We start from the raw sequence: 19,470 nt of genomic DNA, 5'->3' as shown, positions 1-19,470 counted from the left end.
GCCGCCGACGGAATTGTCGAACCTGTTGCTAACGCTGATGGTCATCGGCGACGCACCATACTGCGTAATCTTGCCGCCGTGGTTCGTCAGATCCGTGGTCGTCAGCGCGAGCTGGTTCGCTTCCAGATTGCCACCGCTGTTGTCCAGCGTCGAATCGACCGTCGCGGTCAGGTTTGGCACAACGATCGAGCCGCCGCGATTGGTCAGCGATCCGCTGTGGATCGTCGCAGTCGCGTCCGCGCCGAGCGCACCACCGTTGTTCGTCAGCGCATCGCCGACATCGATCGTCGCATCGGCGTTCGACAGCAGCTTACCCTGCGCATTGTCGAGCGCGCCGCCGACCGCCACGCCGAGCCCGGTTTGACCAATGATCGAACCGGTGCGGTTCTCGAGCGTCCCGGCGCGCGCCACGATATGGCCGTTGCCGGCGATCTTGCCGCCGACATTGCTGAGGCTTCCGACGCCGTTTCCTGGCGTGAGCGTCAGCGTGCCTGTGCCCGCGTGAGTCAGCACGCCACCATCGTTGACCAGCGTCGCCGGCGTGAGTGTCAAGTCTGTACTCTTGGTCTGCAGTGTCCCGCCGTTCGAGTTGTCCAGTGTGCCGCTGACGTTGACGGCCACGGGGCCGTTCCCGGTTTGCGTGATGGTGCCGCCGTGATTCACCAGATCGCTCGCGTTGAACGTCAGTTGGGTCGCCTCTGTTGTACCGTGGCTGTTGTCGACCGTCGTCGCGTTCACCGTTGCCGCCTGCTTCGCAAGAACCGAGCCGCCGCTGTTCGCGAAGCGCGCCCCCGCGTCGACCGTCGCGTTCTGGCCGGCTTTCAGCAACCCGCTCGAATTGTCGACCGACTGTCCGGTGACGTGCAGATTCGCTTGCGCGGTGATCGTGCCGTGATTGACGACAGCGCCGCCTTGCACGGTCACGTCGCCGTTGCCGCCGATTACGCCGCCTTGCGCGCCAGTCGCGGCCATGCCTGCCGCGTTCGTGAGCTGACCGCTCGTCGTGATCGTCAGGCCGTCGCTGGGCCCGGAGGGAATTCCTATGGGTTTGAGCGACGTGATGCGGCCAGCGGTATTGTCCAGAGAGGTCCCGGAAACCGTCATTCCGCCGGCGCTCTGCAGCGTGCCCTGGTGGTTCGCGATTGCACCGCCATTCACCCGCACCGTGCTCTGCGAGACCATCGTCCCAGCCTGATTCGCGATCTGTCCGGATGCCTGCACGGAAAGCGGGCCTTGCGACGAGACGTTCCCGCTCTGGTTCGATAGGCTGCCGGCGGTCAGCGTCATGCCGCTGCCGCTCGACAAGTTGCCCCGGTCGTTGGTCAGCGCGCCCGATGCATTTGCACGGAGCGTCCCCTTCGCGCTCGTCGTCGCGCCCGAAAGATTCAGGTCGCCCGCGATTGCTTTCAGCAAGAGGTTGCCGTTCGCGGCCGTTTGACTGCCGGCGAGGTTCACATCGCTGCCGATCAATGTCGCGTTGCCGCCCACGACGTTCCAGCCGGTCGCGTTCAGTCGGCCTGCCGTCGTCACGGTCAGATCGCCGTTGCGGCTGACGGAGCCCTCGTTGTTCACACCCGCACCGAGCGTACCCGTCGAATTCACCGAACCTGCGTTGACGCCGACGCTCTGTTGCGCGGTGAGCGTGCCGCTGTTCGTGAGATCGGCAGCCGTGCTCACCGTCGCCGATTGTTGGCTGTAAGTCGTGCCGCTGTTGTCGATGCCGCCGGCTGCGGACAACGCGAGGTTGCCACTCGCCGTCGTCTTGCCCGTCAGCACGAGCCGACCGTTCGCCTGTAGCGTCAGCTCGCCCGCCTGAGCAGTGAGCGTACCGGCGCTAGCCACGCCCACGCCATACTCGTTGGACGCGAGAAAGATCCGGTTGCTGTACATCCCGCCCAACTGACCGATGTCGATCGCCACCGTCGGGGCGGGGCCTTCACCTGTGATGAGCGTCGCAACAAGCGTGTCGCGGTTGACCTGGTTTGCACCGGCGACAACGTTCAGGTTCTTCGCATACACGGCGGCGTTGACCTGAACCGCGCGCGCGATGAGGTCGACCTGATCGATGTTCGCCGCATTCAGGCCCGCGCCTGCAACAGTCACGAGGCCCCGGTTGACGTTGAAGCCGGCGAGCCCCCCCTCCGGACTGTAGAACGGCGCGCCGGTCGTTAAAATCGCGCGACTGGTATTGATGAAACCACCGCCGTCCACGTAGATTCCGGACGGATTGGCGAGCACGACTTCGGCTTTGGGTCCCGCAATCTCAACGAACCCTCTCAGCTGGGATGGGTTTGCGCTGTTGACCTGATTGACGATGATGCGTGCGGCCTCGCCGGCGCCATAGTTCGGGTTGCCGTTGACGTAGCCCGCGAGTTGCGTGTTCGTGAGCGTGGCCGCGTTGTTCAAGATCGCGCCGGCACGATTCACGTCGAACTGGTTGTAGGTGTTGACCGACACGCCTGCGTTCGAGGGACGTGCGACGTTCACCTGGGGCAATCCGTTCTGGCTCTGGATGACCTGCGTGCCCGTTCCCGGCGTCGGTACGATCTGCGCCGACGCCAGCATCGGCAAGATGCCCGACAACGCCATCGCGGCGGTCGCTGTCCGCGCGGTCCGCGACCGTCGGCCGGCGCGCGTTTCGCCGCCGGCCGATTGGCCCGCCGCGGTGGCCGTTTCTTCGACGGCCACTGCCATCCCCCGGAGCCGGGAATACACCAAACGGTACGTGTTGTTGTTCATCGTGCCGCGTCCGTATTCTTAGACGCAATGGACGATAGCGGGAACATTGGCTTTGCCTGAGCAAAGGTTTCCCATTTCGGACCCGTCTGATTGGCGGCTGGACGCGTTTTGCCATCTGACGTGCTGAAGGCGCGAACTGCCCACCTGTTTCAAACTAGGCCCAGCGCGGACCGAAACGACCTGAGCCGAGCAAGATTCCAAGTTTTCTGGAGCATATTCAGGCCATGAACGCGTTGGCAGACTGCTTACCGCCCCTGGCGGATATGAGCTACTCGGCGACACCGGTCTCGTGCAATTGCCCCCCCCCGACTGGCTCACGGAGAAGTGGGTGCAGTGCGTGTTCCTGGACAGTCGATCGGCGCACCTTCACAACGGAAGTATTTCGAGCTCTGTGCGTTCAGCCTGTCATGTGGGAGCTTGAGCTGAACTTAGGCTCCCACATGACATTTGACGGCTACCTACGCTGCGATGGTGCGAGCCCGGAATCCCGTGGAAAGATCGGAAAACCGGACCTGCCCCTCGACATCGGCGGCCGCTTTCAGCCCCGCACGAACGGCCCCATCGAAGTACCCGGGCCAGCGGTCGGACGCTTCGGTGCCTGCCCAGAAAATATTCTCCACGGGATCGCGCCACCCTGCTCCGTAGACCGTCCAGACGCCCGGCGGCAAATATGACGTGAAGGCGCCGCCCGTCAGGCTTTGATCGTTCCAGTTGAAGTGAAAGAACTGGGCGGGCGCGATCGCATCCTTGCCGAAGTAGTAGCCGAAGTCTTGAAGGACTGCGTCCCGTATCTCCTCGCGACTGGCGTTGCTGAGCTCCAGGTTACGCTCGCCGGCAATGAACGAGGTCAGGATGCCGGGTTTGCCGGAAGGCGGAGAGCTGTCGGCGATGAACTCGCACGTTTTCAGATTGCCGGCAGCCGTGCCGCTGAGTTTCCGTTCGCGCCAGAAGGCGGTCGGATAGACGGCGTGGACTTTCGACATCGAACCCATCGGGGCACGCTGCACGAAGCCCGCATGGGTGGCCGGCAGCGCCGGTGAAAATCGGATGGCGGCGCGCAATGAAGGCGGAATCGCGACGATGACGGCCTTGGCATTGATGCGCAGATGCGCGGTCGATACCGTTACACCGTTCGCGTGCCTGTCGATATCGGTCACGCGTGCCGCCAACACGATCCGGTCCGCAAGATCGGCTGCGAGCATCGGCGGAACCTGGCCCGCGCCACCGTGAAGCAGCCACCGCTCGGGATGCTCGGATTGCGGACCTACCCGTTGCGTCCAGGCCATATGGAGCAAGGAGGCTTGCCCTGGCTCGAATCCTCCCGATCCGCCGATCCTCGCCTGCAAGGCCGGCACCCACCTTGCATAGGGTTGTCTCGTTTCCCGCTCGATCCACGACTGGAATGTTTGCGCATCCAACAAGCGCGCGTTCGGAGCCGTCCACGGCGCGGCCGGCGGCACCGTTTTCGTGATCGCCATCAGCTTGCTCCACAGGTATCGCTCGGCGATTTTGTCCTGGGGGGACGTGCCGTACTTGCCCTCGAGCACTTCGTCAAAATCACCGTCGAAGTTGATGGTCTTGTGGTTCCACGAGAGAAAGCTGTGCCCTTGGTCGTAGCTGTCGAATTTGCTTATCGAGAGCTCCTCGAGTAAGGCGAGCACGGCATCTTGAGTGTCGCCGACCCACTGACCGCCGACATCCAGCACCCCGCCTTCAATCGTTTTCTCGAGAAACATCCGGCCGCCGATTCGATCTCTTGCCTCCAGGACGAGCACCGACTTGCCGTTTTTGCTTAGCCTTCTAGCGGCAACGAGGCCGGATAACCCGGACCCGACGATGACCACATCGACCGAATGCTCGCCGTCGAACGGCTTCTTGGAGGGATAGAGGAATTCATGGGATGCCGGTTCCATCTGATCTTGCGGAGCAAGTTCTTGAGCGAGTCCAGCGATCCCTGTCATGCCGAGCGCGAGTCCGCCCGCGCCCGCGATTAGAATTTTTCCGAATTGCCGCCGATCTATCGAGTCGATATCGGACTTTGATCTTGTCATTTCTGGACTCCCGGAATGAGACGTGACGATTGCCTTGTTCGTGTGGGTTTGGGCGTCAGACGCGGGGAATGGGCCACGCCGTGTCGTTCCCGGTGGGAGACTACATCGGAAATCCGGATCTTCTAGCTGCCTGTTTTGACAGGGCATATCGTCGAGCCATGACGGCATCGTATTCATTCGTTGGCCGGTGCCTCGATGCGTGCGTCCGTACCAATCTGGGGAACCAAAGAGGACGATCATGTCGTTGACTGAGCGCCTGACAGCATGGACGACGCCCGCGGGCGTCGACCGCCATGCGCGCTTCGTGCTGATGAGCCGTGGCTTGCGCGGCTTCTGCGACGGGTATGTGGCCGTGCTGCTGCCGGCTTATCTGCTCGCGCTCGGGTTCGGCGCGCGCGACGTCGGGCTCATCGGCACGGCGACACTGCTCGGTTCGGCGTTCGCGACGATCGCTATCGGCGCCCTGGCCAATCGCTTCGAGCCCAATCGCATGCTCAGAGCGGCGGCGGCGCTGATGGCGGCCACCGGCATCGGCTTCGCTTTCTTGCAGTCGTTATGGCCGCTTGTCGTCGTGGCGTTCGTCGGCACGTTGAATCCCAGCTCGGGCGACGTCAGCGTGTTCCTGCCGCTCGAACAAGCGCGTCTTGCGGGCTGGTCGAGCGGCCATGCGCGCACTGCTCTGTTTGCGCGATACAGCCTGGTTGGTGCCGTGTGCGCCTCGCTCGGCGCGCTCGCGGCCGGCGTGCCGACCTGGCTTGCAGCCCACTTCGCGATTCCTGCATTGATGGTCATGCGAGCGATGTTCGTCTTCTACGCGGTAACGGGCTCGACCGTATGGGTTTTATACGGCCGTTTGCCGCAGCCCGAGCCGCATGCCGCTGCACCGACCGCTACGCCATTGGGCACCTCCAAGCGCATCGTCATACGGCTTGCGCTGCTCTTCAGCATCGACGCGTTCGCGGGCGGCCTCGTCATCAACGCGTTGTTGTCGTTATGGCTCATGCAGCGTTTTGGTTTGTCGATCGCGGCGGCGGGTCAATTCTTCTTCGGCACGGGCTTGCTGAGCGCCGCGTCGCAACTCGTTGCCGTGCCGCTCGCGCGACGTATCGGGCTGCTCAACACGATGGTGTTCACGCATATTCCGTCCAGCCTCTGCCTGATCTCAGCTGCGTTTGCCACCTCGCTGCCCTGGGCGATCGGTCTCTTGCTCGTGCGCAGCGCACTTTTGCAAATGGATGTGCCTACGCGCACGGCTTATGTGATGGCCGTCGTCACCCCGGCTGAGCGGCCCGCGGCCGCCAGCTTCACCGCCGTGCCGCGCAGCCTTGCTGCCGCCGTTGCACCGGCTTTGGCGGGCGGGTTCATCGGCATGGGCTGGCTAAGTCTGCCGCTCATCGCGTGTGGCGGACTGAAGATCGCCTACGACCTGCTGCTCTTCATGGCATGCCGGCACGTACGACTCGACGAAGGCGTACCGCGCTGACGAGCGTACCGCCCGACATTCAGTGTTCAGTGCGCATCGTCGAGCCGGGCAAGCACGCCTGCCACGGTTCGATCGCAGTGCTCGCCCCCGAACGAGAACAGATCGCGCTCGGCCAGATCGATGTCCTGAGCAAGCGATTCGCGCAGTAAGCTCCTGGCCCGGAAATGGCGCGAACGCACGGTTGCCTCGGGAATGCCGAGGCATTGTGCGGTCTCCTCGACGCTGAGCTCCTCCACGCAACGCAGCACGAACACGATGCGAAACGCTTCGGGCAGCGCATCGAGCTTGCGTTCGATCAGGGCACGAAGTTCGGCACGCGCGAACGCATCGTCGGGAGAAGCGACGTTTGCCGTATCCATGATGTCCTGCTCCGTGCCGTCTTCGTCCGTCGAACTGATCATCAGTGCAACGTGATTGCGCCGAGCCGCGCGTCGTCGGCGTGTGAAACACTCGTTGAGCACGAGCCGGACCAGCCAGGTCGACAGCGCCGCGTCGCCGCGAAAGCGTCCGAGCGCGCGATAGGCTGCCAGGTAGGCCTCCTGCAGCGCGTCCTCGGCTTCCGCGTCATCGCGCAAGGTTGCCCGCGCGAGCCGGTATAGACGCCGATTGTGCCGACGCATGATCTGTTCGAAGGCCGCGCGATCGCCTTCGCAGGCGCGCCGGGCCAGCGCGTTGTCGTCGTCGGCCGAACCATCGCGCGGTGCCGTGCCGTCATTGGCGGTGGCTTTTTTCATGCGTTTACTCCACGACCAGCGTGCCGTTCATCGTCGGATGCAGCGTGCATCGATACGCGTAGCGTCCGGGTTGCTTCGCGACGTACGTCCAGGCGTGGTTCGGTTCGATGTCATGCGAATCGAACACACCGTCAGCCGTGACCGTATGCGTAACGAGATCCTTGTTGGTCCATACGACGGTGTCGCCGCGTTTGACGGTGACCGTCGCCGGCGAGAACTGCAGCCCTTCGATCGTCACCGGCACCGTATGCGCCCACAGCGCTGCAGGCATCGCCGCTGCCGCGACGGCGAGCACTCCCTGCAGCGCATTCGCACGCCACGCATCGTGGGGGCGAGTCATGAAGCGCTTAACCACCGCTTCCGCCAAGCTCGGCCTGCACATGCTTGGCATGCTCGAGGTGCGCTTCGAACGCCGGACGCACCTTCACGAGCAGCGCTTTCAGTTCCTCGTTCTTCGCGCTCGGAATCAGGGTCTTGTCCATCGCGTCGAGGACCTGCTCGTGATACGCGACTTCATGGTCTATGTAGGCTTTGTCGAAGTCGTGTCCGCTCAACGTCTTGAGATTGGCGAGATTGTCGTCGCCGCCCTTTTGCAGCGCTTGGCTCGTGTCGCTGTCTTCGGGGGTGACTTTGAGTTTCTTCACGAGATCGACGGCCGATTTGTTGACGCTGGTATGGTCCTTGATCATCAACTGGGCGAACGCCTTGACGTCCTTCATGTCGGCGTGGCTCCGCGCCAGCTTGCCGGCGTCGATGTCGACTTGATTCGCGGTCACCACGATCTTGGCGATCTGCGCGTCGTTCGGCGCCATGTCCTGCGCCTGAGCCTGGGAGCCGAGCGCAAGCGCGGCGAACACGGCAAGGGCGGCGGTCTTCATCTTGGGCATATCCGTTCTCCTTCTTTTGGTGTCTTCGAGGCAAGAAAGGCTTGCACCGAAACCACCGATGCAACCGATCTTGCGCCGATAGACGTCACGAGCGACCGCGGCGTTCCCGTTTCGCGCCGTCGATCGCCGTGCCTCCCTGTTTTTTATGCGCGGACCGCCCTCTTGGACCGCCAGCCTGCCGCTATGGCCGTGCCACGTGCCACAAGTGCTTGTAGCCGTCTCCCTGCATGTCTCCCGGTCGCTTGTCGCTCGAGTAGCGATAAAGCGGTTGGCCTTTGTAGGCCCATTGATGCTTGCCGCCCGGCGCCGCAATGAAGCTCCAGTCGCCGCTTGGCTGGTCATAGGCGTCAGCGAGTGCTGCCGGCCACAGTGTCGAGCAACTACCCGTGCACTCGCTCATGCCCGGCATGGTCTTGTCTTTATCGAAGGTATAGAGTGTCATGCCCTCGTCGTCCACCACCATGCCATTCGAAATCTTGGGTGCTTCCGCGAATGCGGCAAGCGGAATGGCGCAGGCGACGACGCAAACGAGCGTTTTCAACATGATTGGTCTCCTTTCTTCAAAGCGCGGCGGTCGACCACGTCCGCCGCGAAGCGTCTGCGCCATTGCCTTTGCATGATTCGATGGGCACGCTTCCCTATATCGCCTTCGTAAACGACGTGTCGTTGCCTTTATTCCAGATTCGCACGTGAAAAAACGATCTGGTTGGGGGTTGCCCCGACCGTCGTCAACGCCGCCCACCGCCCGACATGCCACCGCCATGCATCGAGCCACCCCACGTGCTGCCTGACATGCCGTGCATCGTGCCACCCGACATGCTGTGCATGGGGCTCCCCGACATGCCGCCCGTTGCCCCGACGCCACCATGTCCGGACGTGGCGCCCACGCCCCCCACTCCGCCCATCGTCATGGGATGGCCAACGTGGCCGCCGTTCACATGATCGAAGTGGTGAAAGTGGTGGTGATGAAACCGATGGAAGTCGTCGAAGACGAAGAGCGTGCCGCCGAAGAACGTCGGCGGCCAGTACTCGACCCACGATCCGTACATCGGATAGAGGATGCCGCTTTCGTCGACTTGCACGAGCACCCAATTGCCGTCGGGCTGACGGCACGCTTGGCCCACGACCGGCTGCATGACGCCATCGACGTCGATCTGGCCGTTGACCGAGCGGCAATCCGAGGTGTCGAGCGTGGAATAGGTAGGCTGGGCCACTGCCGGCGTCGTGCATCCCAGGAGGCAAATGCCCAGCATGGCGCTGAGTCCAAAGATAGTACGCATGATGTCGTCCTCGCTCGATGGACCGGCGTCGCGATGCACCCACGTGCATCGGCGCAGTAAAGACTCCACCGATTCGCCTTGCGGATGCCGCACGGACACGCCGTGCAAGGCGTGTCTCATGCGGCATGGCTATTCGATAAACGAAACGCGTATGTGCGCTATTCCGCCTACGGCACGCCATTGAGCTGCGTTTTGGTTACAAGGTGTTTCGCTTGGACGATGAAATGATGGCGGCTGGCGGCGCCAGGCATTCGTCAGCTGAAGGACTGGGCCACTCGCTATTTCCATGCGTCGGGGCGGCCGCCCAACTCGCTGCACATGTCGACGGCGATTGCGCGCAGCTTCGGCTCGGCGATCGAGCCCGACAGCGCGTAGCCGGTGCGGTCGATGACCCAATAGAACGTACGACGGTTGCCGTCGCGCAGGAGTTGTACGGCGGCTTCGTTCGGCGGCGTATTGGTGACATAGAGCGTGAGTCGTGCCCCGTCTGCGTTCTCGTACATGATTTGCGCGGCCGGCCCTGTCTCGCCGGGCAGCAGTCGTCCGCCAACGAGCGTGTAGCCGTACTCGCTCAGCGAAGGAATCGAGACCGGACGCTCGAGGCGTTTGGAGAGCCATGCCCTGAGGTGCGATTCTTCGCTGGCGGCAACCTCGACCGGATGCCGCTCCTCGGGCGCATAGACGGCGTAGGCGATGTCGGCGCGACGCGCGAACGCGGCCGGCTCCGCACTGCCGGGGAGCCATCGTGGGGCGAACGTGCCCAGCGCGACGCCAAGCCCCGCCCCCACCACGGCCCAGCACGCGGCGAGCGCCATGCGGTGCGGCATGGATGACCGCTTGCGCACGACAATGACCGGTGACGTGGGACTATGTTCGTGTTCGTGCGCCTCGCATAGCGTGCGCAATGCGCCTGTCAGCGCCTGCCATGATTGCGCGCGCGCACGCGCCTCCCCGTCGTGTTCGAGATGCGCCCTCACCTGGGCGCTTTGCGCCGCGGGCAGCTCGTTGTCGACGAATGCCCCGAGCGTGGTCAGATCGATCGGCATTGAATCCTCGCAATCGTCATCTTGGTCGCGCGTCATGGCGTGCTTCTCGTGTTTCTCACTACTTTGAGCGGCGGACTCTCGTGAGTCGGCTCACCGCCGAGCAGCACGCGCATGTGCTCCCGCGCACGGCACAGCCGCGACATCACCGTTCCGATCGGCACCCCGAGCACCGTCGCGGCCTCCTGATACGAGAGTTCTTCGACGCAGACGAGCAGCAGTACTTCACGCTGCTCGACCGGCAAGTGATAGAGCGCTTGCTGAACCTCGTGCAGGACGAGACCGTCGACTTCGCTACGGGGTGCTTCGAGGTTGCGCCACGGTGCGCTTTCGTCGTCCACGGCGAATTCGCGTCGCGCGCGCAATTGGTCGATGTAGAGATTGCGCAGGATCGTGAACAACCATGCACGTAGATTGCTGCCCGCACGGAATGCCGTCTCGCGTGCGAGCGCCCGCTCCGCCGTATCCTGCACCAGATCGTCGGCCCAGGCGGGATCCCCCGTCAGCGCGCGAGCATAGCGGCGCAATTGGCCCAGCCGCGCAATCACGTCGGCATCGAAACTCACTCGATCGACACCCCGTCAACGCTCAGATGTAAACAAGCCTTCAGTACCCCCCGCTGCCCCCACTGCTTCCGCCGCTGCTCGTGGTCGAGTTCGTGCTGCCGTCCGACATGCAGCCAGCCGCCGACAATGACGACAGCCCGAGCATCAGCATCACCAATAGCGTAGAAACGATTCGCAACAATTTCATCTTCGCCTCCTGCCCGACAGTTCGTGCGGCGCGCAGCGAAAGCCACGCCCGAGGCCCGCGCGCCGGCGAACGGAAGAAAGGAATTCGAGCGTGCCTGCTTTGCAAAACGCTTGCAGCGCCGGATTTATTCCGTCGATTCGACGCTTTTTTGCTTATGAGCCGCTGCTTGCTGAAGGCGGTGTATTAGCTGGGCTCGTTGCGTTCGACGAAGCTGCAGGCGCGGCGCCCGCGCCGGCATCGAGCTGCCGCGCCATGTGCCTGAGCGCATCGGAGACGGCCACCGGATACGGCTCGTCGCGCTCGAGCGTGCGTTGTGCGCCAGGCAACGCACGCAATTGGCGCCGCGCATGTTCGCGGCAGGCTTCGAGATCGGGCACATCGGTGCACCGCAGACCGTCTCGCATGGCCGGCTCCAGCAGTGCCTCGCCGTCTCGGCTTTCGTGCTCGAGCGTCAGCCAGTCGCCGGCCATGACGCTGTTCGCCAAGTACAGGCGGAAGACGGCCTTGCGTCCAGGCCAAGTGGCTTTGCCCTCGGCGCGCTTGCGCCGAGGCTGGCCGGCATAGTCGACGAGCTTGTAGGCAGAGTCGAGGTACGGCACGTCGGCCGACGTGTTCATGCGCGTGCCGATGCCATAGCCGTCGATCGGTGCGCCTGCGGCAACGAGTTCGTGCAGGCGGTATTCGTCGAGGTTGCCGCTCGCGAAGATCGTGACTTTCGTGAGGCCGCCTTCGTCGAGGATATGACGCACGCGCCGCGCGTGCTCGGCCAGGTCGCCGCTGTCGATGCGCACGGCACGTATGAGCACCCCTTCGTTGGCAAGGCGTGGCGCGAGCGCGACGACCTTGTGCGCGGCCGCTTCGGTGTCGTACGTGTCGATCAGCAACGTCGCGTTGCCGGGCTGCGAACGCGCGAAGTTTTCGAACGCCTGCGCTTCGTCTTCATGTGCCTGCACGTAGGCATGGGCCATCGTCCCGGAAGTCGGGATGCCGAAGCGCAGGCCGGCGGCCAAGGTCGCCGTGCCGCCGAAGCCAGCCAGATAGCTCGCGCGTGCCGACAATACCGCCGCTTCCGCGCCGTGCGCACGACGCAAGCCGAAATCGACGAGCAGTGCGTCGGGGGCCGTCAACACGATGCGCGCCGCTTTGCTCGCGACCAAAGTCTCGTAGTGCAGCAGATTCATCACACGGCTTTCGACCAGCTGCGCTTCGCGCATGGGGGCCGTCACACGCAGAATCGGTTCGTCGGCGAAGAACACGGTGCCCTCGCGCATCGCGTCGATGTCGCCGGTAAAACGGAAGTCTGCCAGCGACCTCAGAAACGATGCAGAAAACCGCCCTGTTTCTTCGAGCGCGAACAGATCGTCGGAGGTAAATCGCAAACGCTCCAGATACTCCATCACCTGCTCGAGTCCGGCTGCCATCAGGAAATTGCGTTCGGTCGGCAGCGCGCGCACGAAGAACTCGAAGGTGGCCGTCTCGTTCATGCCACCGTCGAAGTACGCCTGCAGCATCGTCAGCTCGTACAGATCGGTCAATAGAGGGCTATCGAGCCATTCGTTCATGTCGCGGCCTCCGTCGCCGGGGCACCATGCGCGATTGAAGCGGGCATCGCGAGTCGAACGCCCGTATTGGATTGAGGGCACGCACTTTTTTGAACCAGCCGAGACGGGTTCGTTCCTCCTAACGTCGCCAGTACACGCGCACCAGTTTTTTGTCGTGGCTGTATTTGACTTCGAGCCGGCCTTGATACGCCGCTTCGAGCGCCGTACCCAAAACGTGCGCCAGGTGTTGGCCGGTCGTTGCGACGACGGTCGTGCCGCCACCCTCGTCAACCGACATGATCCGCTGCATCGGGTTGTGCTCCATTGCGCTTGCTTCATGGCGGCGAAGCAATTCCAGCACGTCGACGAGATGATCGTCAGCGAACGGGCCATCGATATAGACATATCCGGCGGGCAGTAGGTCGACCGTACGATGGCATGCCATGCAAATCGTCTTATAGGCGTATTCGGGGCGCGTCCTCCATTGCCATCGCCCGCCGATGTAGACCGCGCCGCAAGTGGCGCAGACGGTCGGTTCCGGCAACTCGTCATGAGATTGATCGAAATCGCGGTATTCAAGCGGGGGAATCGCTTCGTCGTGGCTATCGGCACGGGCCTGAAAGGGCCTCGCTGGGTCGCTCATGGGTGAGGCTCCTATATCTCTTGCATCAGCTTACGGTAGTGATCGCCCCTACCCGCGTCAACGAAGCGATGCCGCTCCATGCGCGGCGCCGCACCGAGGGTCATGCCGCTGTCACGTCACGACACGCCAAGCTATAAGCGTTACTGTTTGTTGCAAACTGCGAAAACCCTTGCAGGGCGTTCCAGCTATGCTTTGCGCACCTGAGCAAGGGCCAACTGTTCTGATGAACAGCTTGCTAAAACGGCCGAAAAAACGACAGGGAGAACCACAAGGGCGCCGCTGGCGCCCTTGTCCATTTCTGCGCTACGGCTTGGTGCGTCCGAAGTCGGTATCGTCGTCGCGGCGCACGTTGGTTCTCGTGTGCAATGTAGCGTGCGTGATGTGCGCGGCATGGTGGTTGTGCGCGTGCGTATGGGCATGAGTGCTGGCTTGGGACGGCGTCGTGCCGTTACGGTCGGCTTGTGTATCTGATCGGTCTTCGGCACGCTGCAAGCCCTTGTCGCGGTCGGCCGAGTGAAACCCGTTCGTGTTCGCGATACCGTGGCTGCTCATGTGGCCAGCCGACTTGCCGCCGGCGTTCGCTCCTGCCGCGTTGGCGCCGGCGCTGCTGCTCGAGCCGCCGTGAGCGCCCCCTCCACCAGCGCCTGCGCCGGCTCCTCCACCTGAGCCGCCCCCGTTGCCGCCCGCAGCGGCAAAAGCCGATGCCGATACGAGCGCCATGATGGCAACGACGAATGTCGCGGTACCCGAGCGCTTCTTGATCATGATCAATCTCCCGATGATGAACTGCGCTTTCATTCTATGAATCGTGGGTGTGTGCAGGGGATACCGCGTGTAATGAACTGTAAATGGTGGGAGCCGGTGATTAATGGCCCAGTTGCAGCGCGGCAACCTCCGGCGATCGGTCGTCGCTCCACGACAGCAGACTTCACCGCAAATCGCTGCTTTGCAGGTATGCCGGGCTATCTCCCTGGAATGAGCGTCATGGGATACCAGAAGCCAATCCAGCCACATTGGGAAAGACCATGATCTACTACGCAGGCTTCGACACCGACACCTTCCCTGGCCAGGCTCAGCTCGACTGGATGAAGGCCAACACCAATCTGAGCTGGTGCGGCTACTACCTGGCGCCTGCCCCCAGCCACGACGACACCGGCTGGATGGGCAACCGTCAGGCGCTGATCGATCAAGGTTGGGGATTGCTGCCCATTTACCTGGGCCAGCAAACGGCGGGCCCAGGCTCTCACAATGCGATCGCACCTCAAGGCAGCACTGACGGATCACAAGCCGCCCAACTGATGCAAGCCGAAGGTTTTGCTTCAGGAACCTATGTATTTATCGATTGGGAAGACGGGGGCGTTCCCAGCGCCGATGCGCAAGCCTACCTGTGCGCATGGGTAACCGCAGTGATGGAAAGCGGCTATCAACCGGGCATTTACTGTTCGCACGATTTGGCCGATACGATGGCGTCATTGATGGCGACGCTGAACCCGGCCCCTGAGTTACGCATCTGGGCCTGGAACGTGCCGACCATCACCGCGCATGCGTATACCTGCTCCCTGAACGAATTTCCGGCCGACGATCCCTCCGGTTGCGGTTATCCCGATGCGGTCGCCTGGCAATGCCAGCAAAACGCTGTGTTGGCACTCCCCGGCGCACCGAACGAGACGATGCAGGCGGACTTGAGTTCGGCGAGTCTGGCAGATCCATCCGCTCCTGTGGAGTCCCAATAGCGTCGTCGCCTAACGAGCTCACAAGCCCGCAGGCCTGCCCTTGCGCGATCTCACGCCCACGATGCGCGTTGCAAGCGTTCGGCTGGGAAGACTAACAGCCAAGCCTTGCCACGATGCAGATGGAAGTCTTGGTATTTCTGGAGCAGGTGGCACCCCGATTCGCGGAGCTAACCTAGCCCGCCGTCGACCCCATGCGATAGATCGAGATGCCGTCCATCGGATCAACCGGCTCACGCCATGGCGCCTCTTGCAGTACGCGCGTCATGTCTTCGAAGCCGGCACGCCAGCGGCGCTCGATTCCGCTCGACGAGAAATCGATGTCGCGGTTCAGATCGTCGCCGTCCAAGCCAGGTGCATCGAGTTCGACGACCTGCATCGTTGTCCTGCATCCCCAATCGAGCAGTTCACGCACCTGCGGCGATTGACGCTGCGGCTCGGGAATATATTGCTCGAGCTCGCGAATCACATGACGTAGACGATGAAGCTGCCGCTGCCGCTCGATGTGGCTTTGCGCGCGACTCGAATACTGAATGTCGCGCTGACGGCTCATCACCTGCCAGATCGACTCGGGCTCGGGCCCGGCGGACGGCCACAGCTGCACCGCGAAGATGACCGAACTGCGCCTGGGGCGATCGTCGAGCACCGCTTCGAGCGGCGTGTTCGAATAGATGCCGCCGTCCCAGTACGGCTCGCCCTCGATACGCACGGAAGGAAATCCCGGCGGAAATGCGGCCGATGCCATGACGTGGCTGGCATCCATCGCCATGTCGCGGTTCGAGAAGTAATGCATGCGCCCGCTGCGTACGTTGACTGCGCCAACGGTCAAACGCATCGTCTTCTCGTTGAGGAGATCGAAATCGACGAGCGATGCCAACGTCTCGCGCAGCGGTGTCGTCGAATAGAACGCGGCTTGATCGAGACCGACGCGTTGCTGCAGGCTTGTCCATGCTTGCAGCCTTGGCGTGAAGAACGACGGAATGCCCTGCGTGACGATCGCCAGATCGCGCGACCAGGTGGCGAGCGCGGGAAGCCAATCGGCGAGCGGAAACGTGTTGCGGGCGACGCCGTGCCAGAAGCGTTCTAGTTGCTCAAGGCGCCGTTCGACTGGATTGCCGGCGATGATTGCGCCGTTGACGGCCCCGATCGACGTGCCGATTACCCAATGCGGTTCGACGCGCGCATCATGCAGCGCTTGATAGATACCGGCCTGATAAGCGCCGAGCGCCCCTCCGCCTTGCAGGACCAGCACGATCTGGCCGGGAATGGCAGGCGGTTCGTTGGACGGTTCGTGCTGCTGATCTGCAAGGGTCTGGCGCGCAGGCTTGCTCATGATCCGTGCCCCGATCGAAACGCGATGCCCTATTCTGCCACCTGTCGGGTCAGCCGAGTTCGAAGGTTGTGACCCCGAACAGACGTTCGATCGGCGTATCGGGGGGCACCCCCGTATACATCCGTGCCGTTTCGAAGACGCGGGTCATGCCATGCCGCTCGGCGAGCGCGATCGCCGTGGAGTTGGTCTCCGGCACATCGAGCGCGACGGTTTCGCCGTGGCATTGCGCCGTCAACGCGCCGAACAACTGCTCGGCGATCGCTTCGGTGTCGGCGAACAGTGGGCCGATCTTGCGGCCTTCGCGGCATAGACGCAGCACCCCATAGCCGCGCATGCGGCCTTCAATGATGGCCGCCAGCGCAACGGCACCCGGCTGAGCAATCCACGCGCGCAGGAACGCTGCACGTGACATCAGAAAGAATTGTCTGTCGTATGCAGCTAGCTGTTCGAACGATACGTCTGTGAGATTCGACACGTCGATCGTTTGGCTCGCCGAGACTGGATTCGGCATTTGCGTTTGCGCCAAGCCTTGGAAGCGGATATTCCGATAGGCCAGCTGAAAGCCCGACTTCCTGTAGTTGGCTTGCTGTTGGACGACACCGTCGAGGCCAATGTTGCGCGGCCCTAGGTACGCGATTGCATGTTGCCAGATGCGCAGGCCGAGCCCCTTGCCACGGAATTCCGGTTTGACGATGTACAGGCCGATGAAGCCAAAGTGGTCGTCGTAGGCGACGGCTGAAATCGAGCCGACCGGTTCGCCACGCCATTCGCCGACGAAGAAGCCGTTCGGGTCCGCGACACGAAAGCTTTGCGCATCATGAAGACCAGGGTTCCAGCCTTCTCGTGCAGCCCAGTCGATGGCTAACGCGACTTCGTCGGCGGTCATCGTGCGAACCGTGAAGCCGGTTCCGAAACATGGGGAGTCAGCCATGATTCACCTCGTCGGTCGTTCAAGATACCGCCCAAATTTTATCGAAATCTTGCTGCTCGATTCTTTCGCGTTCCAAAAAACCAAAAAAATGTAAAGACAGGTCGTCTTTCAACACTTTTTAAATATTCGCCCTCTGTCGCCTGACATACTTCGTGACAAATCAAACGCGGAGATCAGCCATGAAGCGCGACGACCACTCACTTCCATAATGAGAGCAGACATGCCATGAAAAATGGCATGTCGACAGGGGCACCAGAAGAAGTCGTCAATCATTTGCCCCTCATTGCCATCGATCTAGCAGGCTTGGCCGCGCCCTCGTAGGTCTGCGCTCGGCAAGGCATTCCATCTGCCTTGCTGGACGGGCGCGCGCGCTTTTTCTCAGCACGAAGGCATTCCGCCGCCATTGAGCGGTGTGGAGAGGTATTGCGCCGCATTTTTATTGGCTCGCCATCGCCGCAAATCAGGATCGCATTCTCACGCATTTCAAATCACCCGACTTCACAACAATTCAAGGAGAACGATATGCGCAAGACTATTCAAGCTCGTAGTCTACACGGTGTTTATGGAATCGAATCTGCGCGACAACGCACTTTTGCACAGAGGCCCGATCGTCGCTTGACGGCCGCCTACTTGGCCGTGCTTTCCTATATAGCGCTGATTCCATTGCCGGCTTATTCGAACTGCGTCACGACCAGCAACGTGACCGCTTGCGATACGAGTGCGCCCTCGCCATGGACGAGCACGATCGGGACGGGCGTATCCACGGCCTCGGGCAGCTCCGTCATGATCGGTCAAAATGCCCAAATCGTGGTTGGCGACGCCAACGCCATCAGCCTCGGGGACAACGCGACGATCGACGTCGGGAGCGGCGCGTTGGTGCAGAACACGTCGCAGACCAGTAACGGCCTGTACAACACCGGCGCAGACACCATCGAGTTCCGCAACAACAGCACGCTCACCGTCGAACAAGGGGCGACGGTCCTCTCCTCGGGCGCCGAACACGACGGGGAGGCGGTCAACCCGGAAGGCAGCGGCAATCTGATCGTCAACAACGGTACGATTCAGGGCATCAATGCCGCAGCCATCTGGTTTCAGAACACAACGGGCCTGAACACCATCGTCAACAACGCGACCGGCGTGATCGAGGTGGGCCAAGGCGGCAGGTTGGGCCAGGGCAACGTCATGGGTGCTTCGGGCAACGGTGCCGTGGACTTCACGAACCGCGGTACGGTGCTCGGCAATCTCGTCTTCGCGGGCGGCAACGATGCGCTTCACCTGTATACGGGCTCGACGATCAGCGGCACCATCGACGGCGGTGGCGGCACGAATCTGCTGACGCTGAACGGTGCAGGCTCGGACGTGCTGCCCAGCAGAATCACGAATTTTCAGACACTCCAGAAGCAGGACAGCGGCACCTGGACCATCAACGATCCGCTCAGCTCATTCGGATTCACCTCGGCTGAAGTGCAGCAAGGCACGCTCGTGCTGGCCGGGAACAACACCCAGTACGCGGGCAGCATGCTCGTCGACTCGCAAGGCACGTTGCAGGGCAACGCACAAACGCTGACACCGGCCATCACCGACAACGGTCTCGTTCAGTTTGTGCAGAACGTCGACGACACTTATACGGGATCGATCAGCGGCACAGGCGCAGTGGAAAAGGATGGCGCGGGTACGCTGATACTGGCGCCCAGTACGGCCGGCAGCAACACGTACAGCGGTGGGACCGTGCTCAATCAGGGCGTGCTTCAGGTGAGCGCGGACAACGTGATGGGTGACCCGACGGGCGCCATCACGTTCAATGGCGGTACGCTGCAATTGAGCAGCAGCTTCAATCTTGCCGCAACGCGAGCGATGACGATCGCGGCCGGCGGCGGTACGATCGATACGCAGCAGTATCAATCAACGATCGCGCAAAACATTGCAGGCGCTGGTGCGCTGACCAAGATTGGCTCGGGCACGCTCGTGCTCAACGGCGTCAACACGTACAACGGTGGCACGACGGTCAGCGCAGGCACGCTTGTGCTCGGTGACGCGGCGCATCCGTCGGCATCACTCGCAAGCGGCGCGAGCGTCGCGAGCGGTGCGGCGTTTGGCGGCTACGGCACGGTCAATGGCGACGTCACGAACAACGGCACGATTGCCGTCGCCAATGCGCTCTCGTCGTTCTCGAGTGGCGGGAACGGCGGCTTCACGATCAACGGGCGCCTGACCAATGCGGGCACGGTGCAACTGGGCGGCGCAGGTGTCGGCAACACGCTGACCGTGCAAAGCTATGTCGGGCAGAACGGCACGATCAGGCTCAACACCGTGCTCGGCGGC

General features: G+C 62.5%; 18 protein-coding genes. 3 read left to right on the top strand and 15 right to left on the bottom strand.

Going from position 1 to position 19,470, the window contains the following annotated elements; genetic code table 11:
* Positions 1–2,739 (bottom strand): two-partner secretion domain-containing protein (locus D7S89_RS23615; RefSeq protein WP_121281304.1); only part of this gene is annotated, 2,739 nt, incomplete at its 3' end.
* Positions 2,740–3,197: 458 nt separating this feature from the next.
* Positions 3,198–4,790, bottom strand: a complete 1,593-nt coding sequence (locus tag D7S89_RS23610; protein ID WP_183085334.1) for an FAD-dependent oxidoreductase — start codon at positions 4,788–4,790, stop codon at positions 3,198–3,200.
* 238 nt (positions 4,791–5,028) lie between these two features.
* Between D7S89_RS23610 and D7S89_RS23605 the strand changes: the two genes are divergently transcribed.
* Complete coding sequence (locus D7S89_RS23605) at positions 5,029–6,273, top strand: MFS transporter (RefSeq protein ID WP_121281287.1); 1,245 nt, start codon at positions 5,029–5,031, stop codon at positions 6,271–6,273.
* A gap of 26 nt (positions 6,274–6,299) precedes the next feature.
* Here D7S89_RS23605 and D7S89_RS23600 read toward each other — a convergent pair whose 3' ends face one another.
* The 11 genes from D7S89_RS23600 to D7S89_RS23550 form a co-directional block, all read right to left on the bottom strand.
* Positions 6,300–7,007: an RNA polymerase sigma factor gene (locus D7S89_RS23600; RefSeq protein WP_121281286.1), complete on the bottom strand. Its 708-nt coding sequence runs from the start codon at positions 7,005–7,007 to the stop codon at positions 6,300–6,302.
* 4 nt (positions 7,008–7,011) lie between these two features.
* Complete coding sequence (locus D7S89_RS23595) at positions 7,012–7,347, bottom strand: cupredoxin domain-containing protein (protein WP_121281285.1); 336 nt, start codon at positions 7,345–7,347, stop codon at positions 7,012–7,014.
* Between the two features lie 7 nt (positions 7,348–7,354).
* On the bottom strand, positions 7,355–7,885 hold the full coding sequence (locus tag D7S89_RS23590) for a DUF4142 domain-containing protein (protein ID WP_121281303.1): 531 nt from the start codon (positions 7,883–7,885) through the stop codon (positions 7,355–7,357).
* A gap of 190 nt (positions 7,886–8,075) precedes the next feature.
* The gene (locus tag D7S89_RS23585; RefSeq protein WP_121281284.1) at positions 8,076–8,438 is read right to left on the bottom strand and encodes a COG4315 family predicted lipoprotein; all 363 of its coding nucleotides are present in this window, start codon (positions 8,436–8,438) and stop codon (positions 8,076–8,078) included.
* 184 nt (positions 8,439–8,622) lie between these two features.
* Positions 8,623–9,174 (bottom strand): hypothetical protein, encoded by a 552-nt coding sequence (locus D7S89_RS23580; RefSeq protein ID WP_147426753.1) that lies wholly within the window; start codon positions 9,172–9,174, stop codon positions 8,623–8,625.
* A gap of 278 nt (positions 9,175–9,452) precedes the next feature.
* Positions 9,453–10,256, bottom strand: a complete 804-nt coding sequence (locus D7S89_RS23575; protein WP_121281282.1) for an anti-sigma factor family protein — start codon at positions 10,254–10,256, stop codon at positions 9,453–9,455.
* Positions 10,253–10,783 (bottom strand): sigma-70 family RNA polymerase sigma factor, encoded by a 531-nt coding sequence (locus tag D7S89_RS23570; RefSeq protein ID WP_121281281.1) that lies wholly within the window; start codon positions 10,781–10,783, stop codon positions 10,253–10,255. The genes D7S89_RS23575 and D7S89_RS23570 overlap by 4 nt, the downstream gene beginning before the upstream one ends.
* Before the next feature lie 40 nt (positions 10,784–10,823).
* Positions 10,824–10,970, bottom strand: coding sequence for a hypothetical protein (locus tag D7S89_RS27600; RefSeq protein WP_183085333.1), 147 nt, complete (start codon positions 10,968–10,970; stop codon positions 10,824–10,826).
* Positions 10,971–11,122: 152 nt separating this feature from the next.
* The gene (locus D7S89_RS23560; protein ID WP_121281279.1) at positions 11,123–12,532 is read right to left on the bottom strand and encodes a nicotinate phosphoribosyltransferase; all 1,410 of its coding nucleotides are present in this window, start codon (positions 12,530–12,532) and stop codon (positions 11,123–11,125) included.
* Between the two features lie 118 nt (positions 12,533–12,650).
* The gene (locus D7S89_RS23555; protein ID WP_121281278.1) at positions 12,651–13,154 is read right to left on the bottom strand and encodes a BCAM0308 family protein; all 504 of its coding nucleotides are present in this window, start codon (positions 13,152–13,154) and stop codon (positions 12,651–12,653) included.
* A 303-nt stretch (positions 13,155–13,457) separates the two neighbouring features.
* The gene (locus D7S89_RS23550; RefSeq protein WP_425470898.1) at positions 13,458–13,952 is read right to left on the bottom strand and encodes a hypothetical protein; all 495 of its coding nucleotides are present in this window, start codon (positions 13,950–13,952) and stop codon (positions 13,458–13,460) included.
* A 227-nt stretch (positions 13,953–14,179) separates the two neighbouring features.
* On the opposite strand from D7S89_RS23550, the gene D7S89_RS23545 reads away from it, so the two are divergent.
* Positions 14,180–14,887 (top strand): glycoside hydrolase domain-containing protein, encoded by a 708-nt coding sequence (locus D7S89_RS23545; RefSeq protein ID WP_121281277.1) that lies wholly within the window; start codon positions 14,180–14,182, stop codon positions 14,885–14,887.
* 172 nt (positions 14,888–15,059) lie between these two features.
* On the opposite strand, the gene D7S89_RS23540 is transcribed toward D7S89_RS23545, so the two are convergent.
* Together D7S89_RS23540 and D7S89_RS23535 are read right to left on the bottom strand one after the other, a co-directional pair.
* Positions 15,060–16,217, bottom strand: coding sequence for a patatin-like phospholipase family protein (locus D7S89_RS23540; protein ID WP_121281276.1), 1,158 nt, complete (start codon positions 16,215–16,217; stop codon positions 15,060–15,062).
* Positions 16,218–16,266: 49 nt separating this feature from the next.
* Positions 16,267–17,148 carry a GNAT family N-acetyltransferase gene (locus D7S89_RS23535; RefSeq protein WP_245983203.1) on the bottom strand — a complete coding sequence of 294 codons (882 nt, stop codon included), beginning with the start codon at positions 17,146–17,148 and terminating at the stop codon, positions 16,267–16,269.
* 783 nt (positions 17,149–17,931) lie between these two features.
* Between D7S89_RS23535 and D7S89_RS28000 the strand changes: the two genes are divergently transcribed.
* Positions 17,932–19,470: autotransporter-associated beta strand repeat-containing protein (locus D7S89_RS28000; protein ID WP_245983200.1), on the top strand; the 1,539-nt coding region annotated here is incomplete at its 3' end.

The organism is Trinickia fusca, from assembly GCF_003628145.1.
Lineage (GTDB): Bacteria > Pseudomonadota > Gammaproteobacteria > Burkholderiales > Burkholderiaceae > Trinickia > Trinickia fusca.
The sequence above is the reverse complement of the archived record's forward strand: the minus strand, read 5'-3'. Positions and strand labels throughout refer to the sequence as shown.

What these genes read in the sequence shown, in the direction of transcription:
- D7S89_RS23610 (WP_183085334.1), bottom strand. Translation starts at nt 4,790, where the DNA reads ATGACAAGATCAAAGTCCGATATCGACTCGATAGATCGGCGGCAATTC.
- D7S89_RS23605 (WP_121281287.1), top strand. Translation starts at nt 5,029, where the DNA reads ATGTCGTTGACTGAGCGCCTGACAGCATGGACGACGCCCGCGGGCGTC.
- D7S89_RS23600 (WP_121281286.1), bottom strand. Translation starts at nt 7,007, where the DNA reads ATGAAAAAAGCCACCGCCAATGACGGCACGGCACCGCGCGATGGTTCG.
- D7S89_RS23595 (WP_121281285.1), bottom strand. Translation starts at nt 7,347, where the DNA reads ATGACTCGCCCCCACGATGCGTGGCGTGCGAATGCGCTGCAGGGAGTG.
- D7S89_RS23590 (WP_121281303.1), bottom strand. Translation starts at nt 7,885, where the DNA reads ATGAAGACCGCCGCCCTTGCCGTGTTCGCCGCGCTTGCGCTCGGCTCC.
- D7S89_RS23585 (WP_121281284.1), bottom strand. Translation starts at nt 8,438, where the DNA reads ATGTTGAAAACGCTCGTTTGCGTCGTCGCCTGCGCCATTCCGCTTGCC.
- D7S89_RS23580 (WP_147426753.1), bottom strand. Translation starts at nt 9,174, where the DNA reads ATGCGTACTATCTTTGGACTCAGCGCCATGCTGGGCATTTGCCTCCTG.
- D7S89_RS23575 (WP_121281282.1), bottom strand. Translation starts at nt 10,256, where the DNA reads ATGACGCGCGACCAAGATGACGATTGCGAGGATTCAATGCCGATCGAT.
- D7S89_RS27600 (WP_183085333.1), bottom strand. Translation starts at nt 10,970, where the DNA reads ATGAAATTGTTGCGAATCGTTTCTACGCTATTGGTGATGCTGATGCTC.
- D7S89_RS23560 (WP_121281279.1), bottom strand. Translation starts at nt 12,532, where the DNA reads ATGAACGAATGGCTCGATAGCCCTCTATTGACCGATCTGTACGAGCTG.
- D7S89_RS23555 (WP_121281278.1), bottom strand. Translation starts at nt 13,154, where the DNA reads ATGAGCGACCCAGCGAGGCCCTTTCAGGCCCGTGCCGATAGCCACGAC.
- D7S89_RS23550 (WP_425470898.1), bottom strand. Translation starts at nt 13,952, where the DNA reads ATGAAAGCGCAGTTCATCATCGGGAGATTGATCATGATCAAGAAGCGC.
- D7S89_RS23545 (WP_121281277.1), top strand. Translation starts at nt 14,180, where the DNA reads ATGATCTACTACGCAGGCTTCGACACCGACACCTTCCCTGGCCAGGCT.
- D7S89_RS23540 (WP_121281276.1), bottom strand. Translation starts at nt 16,217, where the DNA reads ATGAGCAAGCCTGCGCGCCAGACCCTTGCAGATCAGCAGCACGAACCG.
- D7S89_RS23535 (WP_245983203.1), bottom strand. Translation starts at nt 17,148, where the DNA reads ATGGCTGACTCCCCATGTTTCGGAACCGGCTTCACGGTTCGCACGATG.